Raw genomic sequence first — 15,461 nt, 5'->3', positions numbered from 1 at the left:
AAAACTCGCCTACCTTCGACACCCTCCCACACCTCCTCTCTACTTTTGCCCCACACCCTCCTCCCAAAGACCAATCCAACCTTCACAAACACTCCCCTCACCACCATCCGACTACTCCAAATCTCCCCACCTATATTACAGAACGTTTAAATTTTTTTAACGAACAATATTTCAAGGTCCGCCCTTATATACACACCCAGGTATACAAAACACCTCCGTACAAGCTTTTTATTTTTTCGTTAACGCTTTCATATCTGTCATACTTTGTAACATTTTGTCGGTGGTAAATATCTCCACCTTCATAACCGACAGAAATCTCCTATACTGTATAGAAGGATATACTGTCTAGAATTCTTATAGTTGGAGGAATATTGATGTTATCAAACTCTGAAATTGGTATCGATTTAGGAACTGCAAATATACTTGTTTATAGTAAAAATAAAGGAATTATACTTAATGAACCATCTGTTGTGGCGATTGACACAGAAAATAAAACGGTATTGGCGGTTGGAACCGAAGCCAAGAGCATGATCGGGAAAACGCCAGGAAAGATCGTGGCTGTACGCCCACTTAAAGATGGTGTGATTGCCGACTTTGATGTGACAACTGAAATGTTAAAACAAGTGATGAAAAAAGCGAGTAAAAAACTTGGATTTTCCATCCGCAAGCCAACGGTTGTCGTGTGTACGCCTTCTGGTGCAACGAGTGTCGAGAGAAGAGCGATTCAGGATGCAGTGAGAGGAAGCGGCGCGAAATCAGTGACACTTATTGAAGAACCTGTAGCTGCTGCGATCGGTGCTGACTTGCCTGTAGGCGAGCCTGTAGCCAACGTAATCGTTGATATCGGTGGCGGAACAACGGAAGTTGCGATCATCTCTTATGGCGGTGTTGTTTCCTGTAACACGATCCGTATCGGCGGAGACCAAATGGATGAAGACATCGTTCAATACGTACGCAAACGCTACAATCTACTGATCGGTGAAAGAACGGCTGAATTGGTAAAAATAGAAGTGGGTCAAGCACTGATCGACCATGAGGAAAGAACGATGGATATTCGTGGACGTGACTTGGTTACCGGTCTTCCAAAAACGATTGAACTATCGTCCAATGAGATTCAAGATGCGTTGAAAGAATCTCTTCTTCACATCCTGGAAACGATCCGTGCAACATTGGAAAATTGTCCTCCTGAACTAAGCGGTGACATTGTTGACCGCGGTGTAATCCTGACTGGTGGCGGAGCATTATTGAACGGACTTCAAGATTGGTTAAGCCAAGAGATCGTTGTACCGGTTCACTTAGCTCCTAACCCGCTTGAATCAGTGGCAATCGGAACAGGACGTTCTTTATCAGTGATTGATAAGTTACAAAAAGTAAAATAAGCTGGAGAAATCCCCCAATGATTTGGGGGATTTTGTTTTGGGGAATATTCAAATGCTTTATCGCCGCATAATGAGATAGACAAGTCCAGCTCCCACTTCAAACTCATTTATATACCCCACTAACAATTTCCCCAAACATTTATGATCCAAATTCTTATTTCTTACGTTAGCTTTTTAAAATTGAGTTCAGCTCCGTTGTTTAGTATCCTTATTGTATTCATGTCAAAGATAAGGAGCGTTTTATGCCCAATGATCGTCACGATTTAGAACTGTATCAACAAGTGTTAGCCAAAGATTCGACTGCACTGCGACAGCTTTATCAACAATATGAAAAACTGATCTATTCTTTCTCATATAAAATGACAGGAGACCGTGAAATCGCCGAGGAAGTGATTCAAGAGGTATTCATGAAGCTCTGGAAAAAGCACTCTCCGTATGATCACAGTAAAGGGAAGTTTTCGTCCTGGCTGTTAACGATGACAAGGAACACTTGCCTCGATGCAATCCGCAGACGAAAGAAACATGAGTCTGTTGAATATATTGAGAAGGACTCCCTGCAGGTCACCTACGAAACTCCGGCTGATCAATTGGAATGGAAGGAAAAAGGGGCAGCGATTCGGGAGTGTATCCAATCGTTAAAAGAAGACCAGCAACACATTGTGCAATTATTCTACTTTAAAGGATTGACTCAGCAATCCATTGCATATTCCACCGACACTCCACTAGGGACTGTCAAGGGAAGAATACGTTTGGCGCTAAAGCATTTACACACGTGTCTTAAAGGGAAAGGAGGTCAATTCGAATGACTACACACCAATGCGAGCACTTACTGGATTACTACAACGGTCATTTATCTGAACTTGAGAGAGCCCAATTTGAAAAGCATCTGGAAAGCTGTCCCCAGTGCCGGGAAGAGCTTCATGAACTGGAGCAGTTAGCAGAATATATGCCTTTCGCATCTGATGTTGTCGAGCCCCCCAAAGACCTGGAAGACCGTGTTTTGGCTAACATTCTGGGTGAAGAGAAGCCAGAAGCTGAGGTCGGACCTTTCTCCAATAAGAAAAAGAGAGCGTGGTTCCTCCCTTCTGTCGCAGCCGCCCTGGCCCTTTCCTTAGTCGGGAATGCGTACCTGTTTATGCAGCTTGAGGATCAAAACGAAGTGGTGGAACAAGCAACCATCGATCAGGTAGTACAATATGTCGACCTCGCTGCCGTCAGTGGAAATGCCAAGGGAACAGCCAGTATCATTAAGCAGGGTGAACAAACAAGCATGGTTGTCCAGGCTTCTGAGCTTCAGGATCTTTCTAACGAAGAAGTCTATCAGGTATGGCTCATTAAAGACGACAAACCTGAACGTGCCGGAACATTTGTCACGAGTAAAGATGGCAAAGGATCGGTTGCATTTAAGTTTAACGAAGAGTTCACAAAGAAAGATTGGGATACGGTGGCCATTACACTCGAACCGGATGCCGATAGCCAGCTTCCACAGGGAGAAATTGTGCTGGCTTCAGAAATTTAATAATCTTTTCTCCTCGCCCTGCAGTCCATTACTGCTGGGCTTTTTTATTTTCAATAAGAAAGCACCCATATTTTTTTAGCACATCTGGATGTTCAAGAAAATAGAACTAGGTAATTTAGTCCTATTAGAACAGAAGTTGTACAAATCTATTACAGATCCCGCTACAATCTTTTCTACTCTTTTATTAAGGATACATAGTTAAAGAAGACCCCACTCTCTACATACTTTCACCCTACTTTTATCTCTTTCTAAAAAAAAGTGCAAAAGTTTTTTCAAAAAAAGTGATCCAAGTTTCAACTCCTCTCGTTAGCTCTATGAAAATATAAAAAAACCAAAAGGAGAGATTCCAATATGAAAATGAAAAAAAGTTATTTAGCGGTCCCATTAAGTATGACATTACTAGTACCGACTGTAGGTACAGTTTCAGCCCACAACGGTGAAGATCATTCACACGAGGTGAAAGTGGATACTCCAGCAGGAGAATTAAGAACAACATTAGATCACTTACTTACTGAGCATGCATACTTAGCAGTGGAAGCGATGAGACGCGGAGCTGAGGGAGCTGAAGATTTTGACGCAGCAGCCGGTGCCCTGAATGATAACGCAGCCGATTTAAAAGGAGCGATCGCTTCTGTTTACGGTGAAGAAGCCGGTAATCAATTCAATACGATTTGGACGAATCACATCGGGTTCTTCGTTGACTATGTAAAAGCAACGGGTGCTGATGATCAAGCGGCAAAAGACGAAGCACTTGCAAATCTCGCAGGCTACAAAGAAGAGTTCTCTAACTTCCTTGAAACGGCAACTGGTGAACGTTTAAAATCTGATAGTTTGGCAGAAGGACTTCAAATGCATATCAATCAACTGATCGGTGCATTTGATAGTTATGTAGCCGGTGACTATGAAAAGGCTTACGAATACGAGCGTGAGGCTATCGGACATATGGGAATGGTATCAAAAGGATTATCAAGTGCCATCACAGATCAATATCCTGACAAATTTGAAAATACGATGGCTGTCACACCCGCAACGGATTTACGTTCAACCCTTAACCACTTATTAACAGAGCATGCTGCCCTTGCAACGATGGCCATGCAAAACGGGATTGACGGATCAGAAGATTTCGATGCTTCTGTTGGTGCCCTGAATGCAAATACTGAAGACTTATCTGCAGCGATCGCATCGGTCTACGGTGAAGAAGCAGGTAATCAATTTAAAGATATGTGGTCCAAGCACATCGGATTCTTCGTTGATTATGTAGAAGCAACAGGTGCTGAAGATGAAGCAGCGAAAGAAGAAGCCCTTAAGAACCTGGATGGATATCGTGCAGAATTCTCCAAATTCCTTGAAACGGCGACGGACGGTCGTTTAAAATCTGACGCCCTTGCAGAAGGACTTCAAATGCACGTGGAGCAACTGGTTGGAGCATTTGACAGCTATGTAGCCGGGGATTACGAAAAATCCTGGGATCAAATCCGCATGGCGTATGAGCATATGCTGAATCCGGCAAAAGGATTATCAGGAGCATTTGCCGATCAGTTCCCTGACAAATTCAAAGCCAATATGCCTTCAGAAATGCCAAACACAGGTATGGGTGGAACAGCCGGAAACGAATTCCCGTTCGAGTTCCTTCTTGCAGCGCTCTTAATCATCGCTGGTGGAACAACACTCGGAATGAAAAAATACGCTACACACAAAAAATAATAGGAAAAGATGAGAGGGACGGACCTATTAAGGTCCGTCCCCCAGTGTGAAGATGAAAGGAGTGGCTTCACATAATGTATACTATGAGGGTTGTACTACTTGTGCTTGTACTATTGCCCATTTCTGCCTGTTCTGCAGGATTAAGTTCAAGTTCTCAAGAGGATAAAGCGAAAACACAAACAATCGAAAAGCAAGAGGAAAAGCCAAAAGCTCAAATGGCGAGTACCACTACTTCCCCTTCCCCATTTGCTGAAACGATCATTAAAGATGAGCGAAGTGGAATCGTGCCAACGACCATTGAAATCCCGGCGATCGATTTATCGGCACCTGTAGAAGCTGTCGGATTAAAGGAAAACGGGGAAATGGCCGTAACGGAAAGTTTCGAAAAGACTGGATGGTACGAAGGTGGATATATGCCGGGTGAACCGGGTAATGCCGTCATCGGGGGTCACGTAGACAGCCGGAATGGTCCCGCTATTTTTTATAACCTGAACAAGGTTTCAAAAGGTGATGAAATCATTGTAAAGAATAAAGATGGCGAAGAACGAACCTTCGTTGTAACAGACATGAAGGAATATCCTTGGAATGACGCCCCCCTTCAATCAATCTTTGGATACTCCCATGCCAGTACCCTTAATTTGATCACTTGCACTGGTGACTTTGACCGTTCCTCAAGAAACTACAGCAAGCGCCTGGTCGTTTATACAGAATTGAAGCAATAAAAAACAGCACGGACTCCTTCCGCTGCTGTTTTTTTATGGATATTTTTACAAGATAGAGAAAACCTATTAGTAAGGAAGGTGAAGATGATGAATGAACAACAACTGCAAGATCTGTTTAGCTTTTATGGATATGAGGATTTATACAAACGATTCAAGACGCCTCTTTATGTGACTGGCATTATGGATGATGCCGACGCAGAATTGCTTGAGGATTTCTTTGAGAATTTCACATTCGATGGTCCTGTCTTATTTGATGAATTCAGGTTTTGGTTTCAATACTATGAGGTGTCCAAACGCCCGCCCTTTACGTATTGAAAAAAGCTGCTTTCTGCACGAAACAGAAAACAGCTCCCCTTAATAAGGTCTATCCTGATAGAAATAATTCGTCGTATTCCACGTATTGTCGTATTCTTTATGAAAAATATGAGTCGTTGCCGGTGACACAGGCGGAATCAACCATGTCCAATCCCCGGTCACATCACGGTCAGCGCTCTTCTCGTTCTCTTCAAACAAGCGGAACTGCTGGGCAGCCGTATGATGATCCACGATGCTTACCCCATCTTCCTTAAAGGAATGGAGCACGGCGATATTCAACTCGATCAGCGCTTTATCTTTCCACAACGTTGCCGCTCTCGACATATCCAACCCCATGCAGCTCGCTACTTTCGGCAAAAGATTATAGCGATTCTCGTCCGCAAGATTCCGTGCGCCGATTTCCGTTTCCATATACCAGCCGTTAAACGGAGCCGCTTTATAGGAGATGCCTCCTATCTTCAATTCCATATCAGAAATGATCGGGACTCCATACCACTTCAACCCCAAATCCTGAAACCAGTCAAATTCAGGGTGACGCAGGGAAACCTCCAATCTCAGATTAAGATCAATCTCTTTCCACTGTGGAGGTCCGTCCCCGATCTGCACGACGAAAGGCAGGACATCAAAGTGAGTCCCCTGCCCTTTCCAGCCGAACCCTTCGCATTTCTTGGTAAACGCAATGGAATGGGGATCGCCTATATATTGACCATCCTCCACATAGCCAGCATATCTGATCAATTGATGATTCCATATTCGGATGTCCGGTTGATGTCGCTGTGACGGTCTGAAGATGGTAATCGTCGGACGTATTCTACCGTTATTAGAAGCATAGTCAAGGTGCCGCTCTAACGCTCCGAACACCTCATCTTCAGTGGAGGCATCCCGTGCGTCAAACACGTTTAACGAATTCCAGAACAACCGGCCGATACAGCGATTGCTGTTTCTCCATGCCATCTTGGCTCCGTGCACAAGCTCTTCCCTCGTATGGGTATAAGTCCCTTCTGTTTTTAGTTCATCTTCTATTTGTTGTAAGCGAAGTATCATGTCTGATTCGCTTTTATTCAGTTCCTGATAACATTGCTCAATGAAGGCCCTCGCCTCATCCAAAATCGGTGTCAATATAATCGCTTCCCTGCTATCTTATTCAGCGCATACTGTACCTTCAAGTATACCATTTATCCTATGTTCTTTTCCTTGGTACATATGAACAACCATTGAATCTTAGAGAGTCAGGGCTTTCTCATAGCATCGATATTCTTGATGTCCCTCTGGTTTAGAGGTAAAATAGACCGATCCCCGGTACTCATAGCCCATTTTTTCATAAAGGGAATTGGCTCCCGTGTTCCTCGAATACGCATCTAATCTGATACTCTCGAACCCTTTTTTACGAGCGAGCTCTTCACACTTCCCCATGAAAACTTTCCCCAATCCATTTCCCTGCTGAAGGGGATCAAGAAACAATGCATGAATCACCCACTCCTTCGCAAATCTCCAAGGAATCTCGGACCATTCCGGGGACTGCCATTCATTCAGGGTCGCGGATCCTGCTATTTTTTCATCTATCATGAGTACGTACAGATTTTCATTGGTCATTTCTTCCTCAAAATATTCACGGCTCGGGTAGACTTCATTCCATTGAAGTAATCCTTTTTCATCCAGATCCTTTTTACATCTCAAGTAAACGTCCATAATCGTGTCGAGATGGTCAGGGTTCGCTTGCTTTAGTTGTATGTTCATTTTATTTCCTCTTCTTATCATTGAATTAATGTACTCTTCTAGTGTTTCTTGATGATAAGGTGGTTATACTGAACCCCCACAATCAACCTTACACAGTTCATGTTCCCTTCAGCTTTTCTGCCACTCTTTCCCCGGCTGAAATCCCGGATAAATAAGCACTTTCAAACCGTGTTCGTCCTGCTTCATCCTTTTCTCTTAAAAAGGCATCTCCACAAACCATAACCCGCTTATCACTTCCAAGTTCCACATAAGGAGAGCGAACGACTTCTTCTGCCTCAGCATATTTCCAACGTTTCAATTGAGCATCGACCAATTGATTTCCCTCTCCCAGATGAAGCTCTGCAACCTTCTGAATTTCACCCAAAATGGTGTCGTCCTCCAGGTCAAAGCGCTTCTTCGACCAGACTCCCGTCATATACACACTCACCGTTACGGTAGAAGAAATTCCTTTCTTGTGATGATCCACCACCCGTTCTACTCCCGGGGGCAGCTGTTCGTCTTTATGTCCCGGTGCAGGTACGATGCTCTCATTAGCAAAGGTGAACATACCTACGAAGCATGGAGCGAATGTGATAGTGTTCAACAGCTCCGTGCCCCTGACTTCAGACAGCAATGTAAGGGCCTGAGGTACGGGAGCCGTTACAATGATATGTTCCCCAATGATCTTTTCACCATTATCCAGCACCACTTCCAGAGGTCCGTCCCTCCCATCACGGATGGAGGAGACTTTTGTGTTGAGGTTTATAGGAAGTGTTTCGGCCAGTTTTTGGGCAAGGGCGTTCATTCCATTAACGGAGGTGTATCGCGGGTAGGGGTTGCCGAACCATCTTTTGATCCAGCCTGATTGGAGCCAATTCTCTACATCCTTTTGAAGTCCTGCGGAACGCACTGTGAAGAATTGGGCACCGTGATCCGCTTTTCCTTTTTGTATCCTTCTTGTGGCGAGTCGCCCTCCGACACTTTTACTCTTTTCAATGATCAGGATATCCGTTATTCCATTTTCTATTAACGTTCTGGCAGCCATGATTCCCGACAAGCCGCCACCTATGATAATCACTTCTTTCGTTGTCATTTCTTCTCATCCTCTCTTTTTTCATTATACAAAGGTCTTTGGAAATAATGGAAGGGAGATGACTCCGTCGTCATCCCCCTTCTTCCCTACGCCAATAATTCTTCTAACTCCTGATACATTTTGTCCCGATCCTGCTCTTTCTGTTCTTTTTCCCTATATAACTCCTGAAGAATGTCCAAGTCCCCTTGTGCGAGAAGCTTCTCTTCAATAGCAAAAATTTCTTCTTCAACCTGTTCAAGCTCAGCTTCTATTTCCTCCATCGTCCGCGACGCTTTTTTCGGCACAGCTTTAGGGGCTGCTTGTTTTTTCACGGGTGTTGCAGGCACTTCCTGGGGAACCAGCTCAGGCAGCTTTTCTTTTGCCCAGCTATAGGGTCCATCAAAGAAATAGAGCTCCCCTTTATGAATCCAGTACGTTTTCTTAAATAACTTATTTAAAAAATACCGATCATGAGAGACAGCCAATATCGTGCCTTTAAAGTCCTCCAGGGCATCCTCCAACACCTCCCGTGAATCAATATCCAGATGGTTCGTCGGCTCATCAAGGACAAGGAAATTAATGTCCTGATGCATCAATTGTGCAAGGCGGAGTCTCATTTTTTCCCCACCGCTCAGCTGACCTACTCGTCGAAACACATTCGGTCCATAAAATAAAAATTTAGCTAGAATATGCCGTGCATCCCCCTCTGTCACGGGAACCTCTTCCCGAAACGCATCAATCAAACGAACACTAGGATCCGCCACCGTAAAGTGTTGAGAAAGATAGCCTAATTTCACATTGCTTCCGATCTTCACAACACCTGCATCGGCGGTTTCTTCTCCGAGAAGCATTCTGATAATCGTTGATTTACCGGTTCCATTCTGCCCGACAATCGCCGTGCGATCCTTGAAATGGACGAGGAGATCGGCGTCACTGAACAAGCTTTTGTCTCCATAAGACTTTGAAACATCTTCCATGGAAAACACGATTTTCCCGCTTCGATCACTTTCTTCAAACTCCAATCCCATCTTCTTGCGGTCCAGAATCGGGCGCTTGATCTTCTCCATCCGTTCTAACGCCCTCTCCATGTTACGTGCCCGTTTATGCAAAGCTTCATTAGGAGGATTGGCCTGATTCGCCCATTCCTTCAATCGTTTGATGGCCTCTTTCATTTTCTTAATTTTCTTCTGTTGCTCCTGATAGGCCTGAAATTCGATCATCAGACGTTCTTCCTTTTCCTTCACGAAACCGGAGTAGTTCGTGTGATAAATCGTTAATTCCCCATCCTCTAAGTCATACACCTTTGTAACCACGTTATCGAGAAAATAGCGATCATGGGAGATACAGACGACGGCTCCTTCATACTCCTTCAAAAATTCCTCCAGCCACTCGACGGCTCCAATATCCAAGTGGTTCGTGGGTTCGTCAAGGAGCAGGAGGTCAGGCTTTTGCAATAGGATCAACCCTAAACAAAGCTTTGTTTGTTCACCGCCGCTGCAGTCATTGAAGTCCTTCTCGATCAGTTCATGAATATCCAATCCATTGACGATTTTTGAAATGTTGGATTCAATTTCATATCCCCCGGCAAGGGTGAATCCGTCCTGAATTTTGCCGTACTCCTCTAATAAATGATTGAGAGTATCAGCATCCTGCTCCATCCCCATTTGAAATTCCAACTCTTTTAAGCGCTCACCAGTCTTGATTAAATCTGAAAACGCAGAGCGCAATACGTCGAGACCTTTCGTCCCTTCCTGATAGTGAGGGATTTGCGCAAGATAGCCTACCTTGGCTCCCTTTTTTAAATGAACGAGACCTTTATCAGGGGATTCTACTCCTGATAATAATTTAAAAATCGTCGTCTTCCCCGTCCCATTTCTGCCAACGAGACCGATTCTTGTTCTTTCCGGTATTTCAAAGGATAATTCCTCAAATATTAAATGTCCTCCAAACATCTTGCTTAATTCCTGTGCACTGCATAGTATCATTTTCCTCTTCCTTTCGGTCATCTATTTTAAGGTAAGAGGTTTTTATCACAAAAAAGCCATGAGGAAGCAGAAGGCTCACCCATGGCTGACATGAAATGCGATTGTACGCATTTCCCCCTTTTATAAAAGAAGACATAAAAAAAGAGAGCGAAAACGCCCCCTTTTTCCGATTCTTTATAGAAAAGTGATTGGAATTGAGACCTCTTACCGTTCAGTATTCATATTCACTTGCTGAAAAAGGGCATACGTGTCCCCTTGAACGCAAATGCATGAAAAATTGCACGGCAAATGTAAATATAGTCTAAATACTTTCCACGCAACCCTACAGAACGATTCATCTCAATTCCACCTCCTTCTCCATTACACGTTAGTTAATATCATCATTATATAATTATTCTGAAAGCTTTTGCAATGTGTTTATTTCTTTTTATATAAAATTCTTGATAACACAAGACCGATCGCCCCGATTGGAATCAGGATCATGGCACGGATCGTGAAATCCAGGAACACGAGATCTGCCAGGAAGAATTTGATCAATGCCAGAGCTAAAAAGCTGATCCCCACCCAGCGGTAAAAGGTGTCCTTCCTGCTTTCACCGAAGATGAGATAAGCAATGGACAGAGCCGCAATCGCTACGGTGAAGGCGGTTGTCCGCGGGGTATATTCCCAGCCGATCACAATGAAATCCGTTAAACGTAATACGAAGAACATCACAAGCCCCGTCAACACGACTTTAATCGCCGTTGTCGACACGTTTAAGAACGAGGACTCACTCTTATTGTAGCGGGAAAACAGATGCACATACCCAAAAGCGATCACAAAAATCGGCAGCTCAATCGTAAAGAAATCATCAGATGCACCACCCGGTACCCCGAGGAATGAACCCATCATCAAAAGAATGGAAGCGATCAAACCAAGATAGCTTTCCCTTCTTCCCGCAAGCCATAAAAGGGCAGTAGCCTGAATGCCGACTAAGACAAAGCGCCAATCGTATTCGAATAGTTCAAGTAAGAAGAGGAGCACATGCAGGAAACCTAAGACCAGCAGAACATCCTTTGTTTGTTTCTTTTCCTTCGGTTCAATGAACGATACGCCGATATACACCGCAGCGAAAGTCACATAATAAAAGAGCGGGATCACTGCGTAAATATCATTCAACAATCCAAGAAGGATAAATGAGCCTGATACCAAAGCAGGAATCATTTCGGCACTTACCCGCTCATCCCGGCCCAGCACGATCAACAGTAAAACATAGGCATGCTGAATCGCAAATGGAATCAGAATGGTCAGCGTCATCGCCCCTACCCCGAAGGCCGCAAAGAAAAACAATGAGAAATAAAGTAAATAATAGTGTATATTCCAGGCAATCCGGTATCGTTTCACCGTACTGAACGTCATTAAAACAAAGAACAATACTAACTCATATCCGTAAAACAACCACTCATTCCGCTCATCCCCTGCAAAAAGAAACGGAAACAGATACGCTCCTGCCCCGATCAAGCACAGGATCACTTCAGAACCATGCTTATGGGAAGTCCACAGTCCGAGAGAAATAATGACGAGTAATAGTAGATTCGTGATGAGTCCACTTATATATCCATATAAGATGTTTGCTGAGAATAACGTAATGATCGCAAGGACGATGCTTCCCGATAGCAGTGTGAGGGCTAATTTCCTCTGATCCCTGATATACCGTTCTCCTAAGAAATACATCCCAATACTGATGACAGCCCCCGTTAACACCCTCAATCCGGGCGTAACCCAGCCATTTTGAGAAGCAGCCATAAAGCCCCAGATACTGCCTATCAATAACACAAACAGAAACACTTTCGGAAGCCAGCGTTCCACTGAAAAGTCGAAGGGCTCTTTTTCAATGAAGTGCTCATTTTCCTCAGCAGGGATCTGCTTCTCAGGTTCTTCATACACTTCTGCTTTTTGAATGACAGTCGCTTCACTTTCACTTTTCGCTTGAATCAACTGCCTTTTCACAAGGTATAGCTCTTTTTCCAGAGTGCTGATTTTTCGTTCCAGGCGTTCAAACTCTTCTTTCTCCATATTTCCACCCCCTCCCTTCTATTTATACAGGAAGAGTCTAATATTTTCCTTTATTTTTTTGTGGTCGAAAATTATTTTTGCACATAAAAAAGCTCCACCCTGTATAAAGGTGAAGCTTCGTTTCTATGCCAGTCGTTTAAAGTTTTGACCTAGTATTTCATTCATCGTATGAACCGTGATGAAGGCACGATTATCGACCTGGGTGATGAACCCTTTTAACTTGGAAAAGTCCTTGCGACCAAGGATCGTTGTAATAACTTCCTTTTCGTCGGAAGTGAAGGCTCCCGTTGCCGTATGGATCGTCGCTCCTTTTCCAAGTTCATGGACGATGTAAGATTTGATTTCATCGCTGTATCGGCTGATGATCACAATCTCTTTATTTGAATTGAATTGTTGCAATGCATAATCGATAACCAGACCGTTCAGGATGACACCGAAGAATGCATACATACCGACTTGCGGTCCGAATAGTACGGCTGAGGACATGGCGATTGATAAATCTGCCAGTAAAACGCCTCTGCCAACATCTATATTGAAATATTTATTAAAGATCAGGGCCACGATATCCGTTCCACCCGTTGATGCCTGCTGGTTGAACACAATGGCCATCCCGGTTGCGGCAATGCATTGACCGATGATCAATTGAATCAATATATCATCACTTAATGGCGCACTCATCGGAGCAAATTTCTCTAATAACCAGACATAGAATGAAAGGGCGAAACTTGCGTAAATGGTTTTCGCACCGAAGTTAAACCCGAGAAAGATCACACCGACGATAAATAACACGATATTGATAATGATCATGAACAGTCCAAGTGAAAGACCCGGAAATAGATCGTTCATGATGATCGACAATCCACTGACTCCCCCTGTCGCTAAATTATTAGGCGATAAGAAAAAATGGACATTCACCGAAACAAGAAATGCACCGAGATTCATCATTAAGAAGGAAAATATTCTTTGTCGCATCACCGCAACCTCCTTTTTCTTTAAAATTTTTTTGGTTTTCCGTAAAGAGTTGAACAACGGGATTATAAAGCCCATAAAGACCCTTTGTAAAGGGAATACGGGTAAAAAAATAAGGTTTAATAATTGTGAAAATTGGAAGGGTTTGCAGATGTGATGAGGATGGGATTTAGGTTTAAGAGTTAACATTCAGGGTATAAGAGGAGTTTTAGCCTCCACCGTAAAGCAGCTCCCTTCATCATAGAAGAGAGCTTCCTTTTACCCGTATTGTTTCCGTGGTTGGGTAGGTCTTATATGAAACTGGGGAATGGCAATCCCGATTAATATGAGCAGGATGCCAATGAACTGCAAGGGAAGGACCTGCTCCTGCAAGATCCACATGGCTGCAAGGATTGCAGCCGGAAGTTCCGCTGCCCCCATGATGGTCGATAGACTCGAATCGATATGTGGTGTGCCAATGGCGAAGAATACGACAGGAAGGATGCTTCCGAATATCCCGACAAGAAAGCCGAAGTCAGCCATCTCTACAATTTGCACCGGTTCTGTTAGAAAAGCCGGGCGAAACGCGATAAGGACGACGAGCAGACCACCAAGGGTGATCATCATGCTCTTCTGAATCGTCGGTACTTCTTTCGCCACTTTTCCGCTGAAGAAAATAAACAGGGCGAAGGTGATGGCTGCAAAGAATCCAAATAGGATCCCCATACTGTTTTCCATCCATCTGAAGCCTGATGAAGAGCCGATTCCGCCTGCCAAGAGAGTTCCCATCCAAAGAAATAATACAGACACCAACTTTTTATTGGAAGGAAGTTTCTTCATATAGATGGATTCAATCAAAACGCCTATCCACGTAAACTGAAAAAGCATGACTACCGCAATGGATGCAGGTACTGCATGAAGACTGAGTCCATAAAAGATCCCCGTCATACTGAGTAAAACCCCGACTCCAAGGAGCGAAATCCAATGTTTCTTACTTAGGTTAATTTTTTTCGTAAAAAGAAAAGCAAGGAATAGCATCGCCACTCCAAATAAATATTGAACACCCGTCACTTCTGACACCGAGTATCCTTCATCAAATCCAAGCTTCACGACAGAAGCATGAATTCCGTATGAGCTGGCACCGATCAGCACACAAAGAGATGCGTTTAATGGTTTCATCCCGCTCCCTCCTTTTTCTAACTCTCTCGCAAGTATAGCCCTCGCTATTTATTTCGGCAATAGAAATATCAGCCTATCATTAAACAAAAAAAGAACGATTCCTTGAGTGGAATCGTCCTTCCATACTATCGATTATCTATCTTCTCAGGATACAAGTCATGATTCATCAACCGGTGGTCGGCCATCGTTTCGTATTTGGTACCAGGCTTCCCGTAGTTGCAGTATGGATCAATGCTTATTCCACCGCGTGGGGTGAATTTCCCCCATACTTCGATATAACGAGGGTCCATTAATTCGATCAGATCGTTCATGATGATGTTCATGCAGTCTTCGTGGAAATCACCATGATTTCTGAAGCTGAATAGATAGAGTTTGAGTGATTTGCTTTCCACCATCTTTTCACCTGGTATATAGCTAATGTAGATGGTAGCGAAATCCGGTTGACCTGTTTTCGGACAGAGACTTGTGAATTCAGGACAGTTGAATTTCACAAAATAGTCCCGGTTTGGATGCTTATTGTCGAATGCTTCCAAAATGTGTGGAGCATACTCGAATAAGTAATTTGTTCCTTGATTTCCTAATAATGATAGATCTGTTAAATCTTCGTCTTTTCTTCCTGACATGTAAAAATCCTCCTCTTCAGAGTGCCTCGAATGAAGGAGGACATAGCATTAGCCTAAGAATCGGAGTAACAGGCAGTAAAATTGCAAAAATTGTTATATCCTGTTACGCTTAAAGGATAACATGTTTAAGAAAACCACATGTTTGATTCATAGAACCATAGTTTTTTATAGAGGGTTAATGCTATGAACCTCTCTCAGGTACTTGAGCGATTATTAGTGATACAGAGGTTATATTAAATAAGAA

Annotated in this window: 15 protein-coding genes; 6 read left to right on the top strand and 9 right to left on the bottom strand. The window is 43.5% G+C overall.

What is annotated here, in order from left to right; all coding sequences use genetic code 11:
- Positions 1-374 precede the first annotated feature (374 nt).
- From mreBH to ACFQWC_RS17495, 6 genes are all read left to right on the top strand, one after another.
- Positions 375-1,379: a rod-share determining protein MreBH gene (mreBH, locus tag ACFQWC_RS17520; RefSeq protein ID WP_044339203.1), complete on the top strand. Its 1,005-nt coding sequence runs from the start codon at positions 375-377 to the stop codon at positions 1,377-1,379.
- A 242-nt stretch (positions 1,380-1,621) separates the two neighbouring features.
- Positions 1,622-2,185 carry an RNA polymerase sigma factor gene (locus ACFQWC_RS17515; RefSeq protein WP_299741580.1) on the top strand — a complete coding sequence of 188 codons (564 nt, stop codon included), beginning with the start codon at positions 1,622-1,624 and terminating at the stop codon, positions 2,183-2,185.
- Complete coding sequence (locus tag ACFQWC_RS17510) at positions 2,182-2,898, top strand: anti-sigma factor (protein ID WP_377108711.1); 717 nt, start codon at positions 2,182-2,184, stop codon at positions 2,896-2,898. The genes ACFQWC_RS17515 and ACFQWC_RS17510 overlap by 4 nt, the downstream gene beginning before the upstream one ends.
- 351 nt (positions 2,899-3,249) lie before the next feature.
- Positions 3,250-4,602 carry a copper amine oxidase gene (locus ACFQWC_RS17505; protein WP_374055636.1) on the top strand — a complete coding sequence of 451 codons (1,353 nt, stop codon included), beginning with the start codon at positions 3,250-3,252 and terminating at the stop codon, positions 4,600-4,602.
- 74 nt (positions 4,603-4,676) lie between these two features.
- Entirely contained in the window at positions 4,677-5,324 is a 648-nt protein-coding gene (locus ACFQWC_RS17500; RefSeq protein WP_299741574.1) for a class F sortase, read from the top strand.
- An 87-nt stretch (positions 5,325-5,411) separates the two neighbouring features.
- Entirely contained in the window at positions 5,412-5,639 is a 228-nt protein-coding gene (locus tag ACFQWC_RS17495; protein WP_377108708.1) for a hypothetical protein, read from the top strand.
- Positions 5,640-5,678: 39 nt separating this feature from the next.
- Here ACFQWC_RS17495 and ACFQWC_RS17490 read toward each other — a convergent pair whose 3' ends face one another.
- The 9 genes from ACFQWC_RS17490 to queF all read right to left on the bottom strand — a co-directional run bounded on the left by ACFQWC_RS17490 (position 5,679) and on the right by queF (position 15,217).
- Positions 5,679-6,758, bottom strand: a complete 1,080-nt coding sequence (locus tag ACFQWC_RS17490; protein ID WP_377108706.1) for a nitric oxide synthase oxygenase — start codon at positions 6,756-6,758, stop codon at positions 5,679-5,681.
- A 102-nt stretch (positions 6,759-6,860) separates the two neighbouring features.
- Complete coding sequence (locus ACFQWC_RS17485) at positions 6,861-7,376, bottom strand: GNAT family N-acetyltransferase (RefSeq protein WP_299741569.1); 516 nt, start codon at positions 7,374-7,376, stop codon at positions 6,861-6,863.
- 97 nt (positions 7,377-7,473) lie between these two features.
- Positions 7,474-8,448, bottom strand: a complete 975-nt coding sequence (locus ACFQWC_RS17480; RefSeq protein ID WP_377108704.1) for an NAD(P)/FAD-dependent oxidoreductase — start codon at positions 8,446-8,448, stop codon at positions 7,474-7,476.
- A gap of 86 nt (positions 8,449-8,534) precedes the next feature.
- A complete protein-coding gene (gene abc-f, locus ACFQWC_RS17475) occupies positions 8,535-10,412 on the bottom strand; it encodes a ribosomal protection-like ABC-F family protein (RefSeq protein ID WP_377108702.1) in 1,878 nt (625 codons plus the stop codon).
- A 224-nt stretch (positions 10,413-10,636) separates the two neighbouring features.
- The gene (locus tag ACFQWC_RS17470) at positions 10,637-10,750 is read right to left on the bottom strand and encodes an RAxF-45 family protein (protein WP_098351140.1); all 114 of its coding nucleotides are present in this window, start codon (positions 10,748-10,750) and stop codon (positions 10,637-10,639) included.
- Between the two features lie 79 nt (positions 10,751-10,829).
- Complete coding sequence (locus tag ACFQWC_RS17465; protein WP_299741563.1) at positions 10,830-12,467, bottom strand: DUF2339 domain-containing protein; 1,638 nt, start codon at positions 12,465-12,467, stop codon at positions 10,830-10,832.
- A 123-nt stretch (positions 12,468-12,590) separates the two neighbouring features.
- Complete coding sequence (locus ACFQWC_RS17460) at positions 12,591-13,439, bottom strand: YitT family protein (RefSeq protein ID WP_299741562.1); 849 nt, start codon at positions 13,437-13,439, stop codon at positions 12,591-12,593.
- A 255-nt stretch (positions 13,440-13,694) separates the two neighbouring features.
- Positions 13,695-14,594, bottom strand: coding sequence for an EamA family transporter (locus tag ACFQWC_RS17455; protein ID WP_299741560.1), 900 nt, complete (start codon positions 14,592-14,594; stop codon positions 13,695-13,697).
- 125 nt (positions 14,595-14,719) lie between these two features.
- On the bottom strand, positions 14,720-15,217 hold the full coding sequence (gene queF, locus ACFQWC_RS17450; protein ID WP_034761195.1) for a preQ(1) synthase: 498 nt from the start codon (positions 15,215-15,217) through the stop codon (positions 14,720-14,722).
- Positions 15,218-15,461 lie beyond the last annotated feature (244 nt).

This window comes from Rossellomorea sp. GCM10028870 (assembly GCF_042666755.1).
In the GTDB taxonomy this organism is placed as follows: domain Bacteria; phylum Bacillota; class Bacilli; order Bacillales; family Bacillaceae_B; genus Rossellomorea.
Note: the sequence above shows the minus strand (reverse complement) of the source record. Positions and strands in the feature narration are given on the sequence as shown.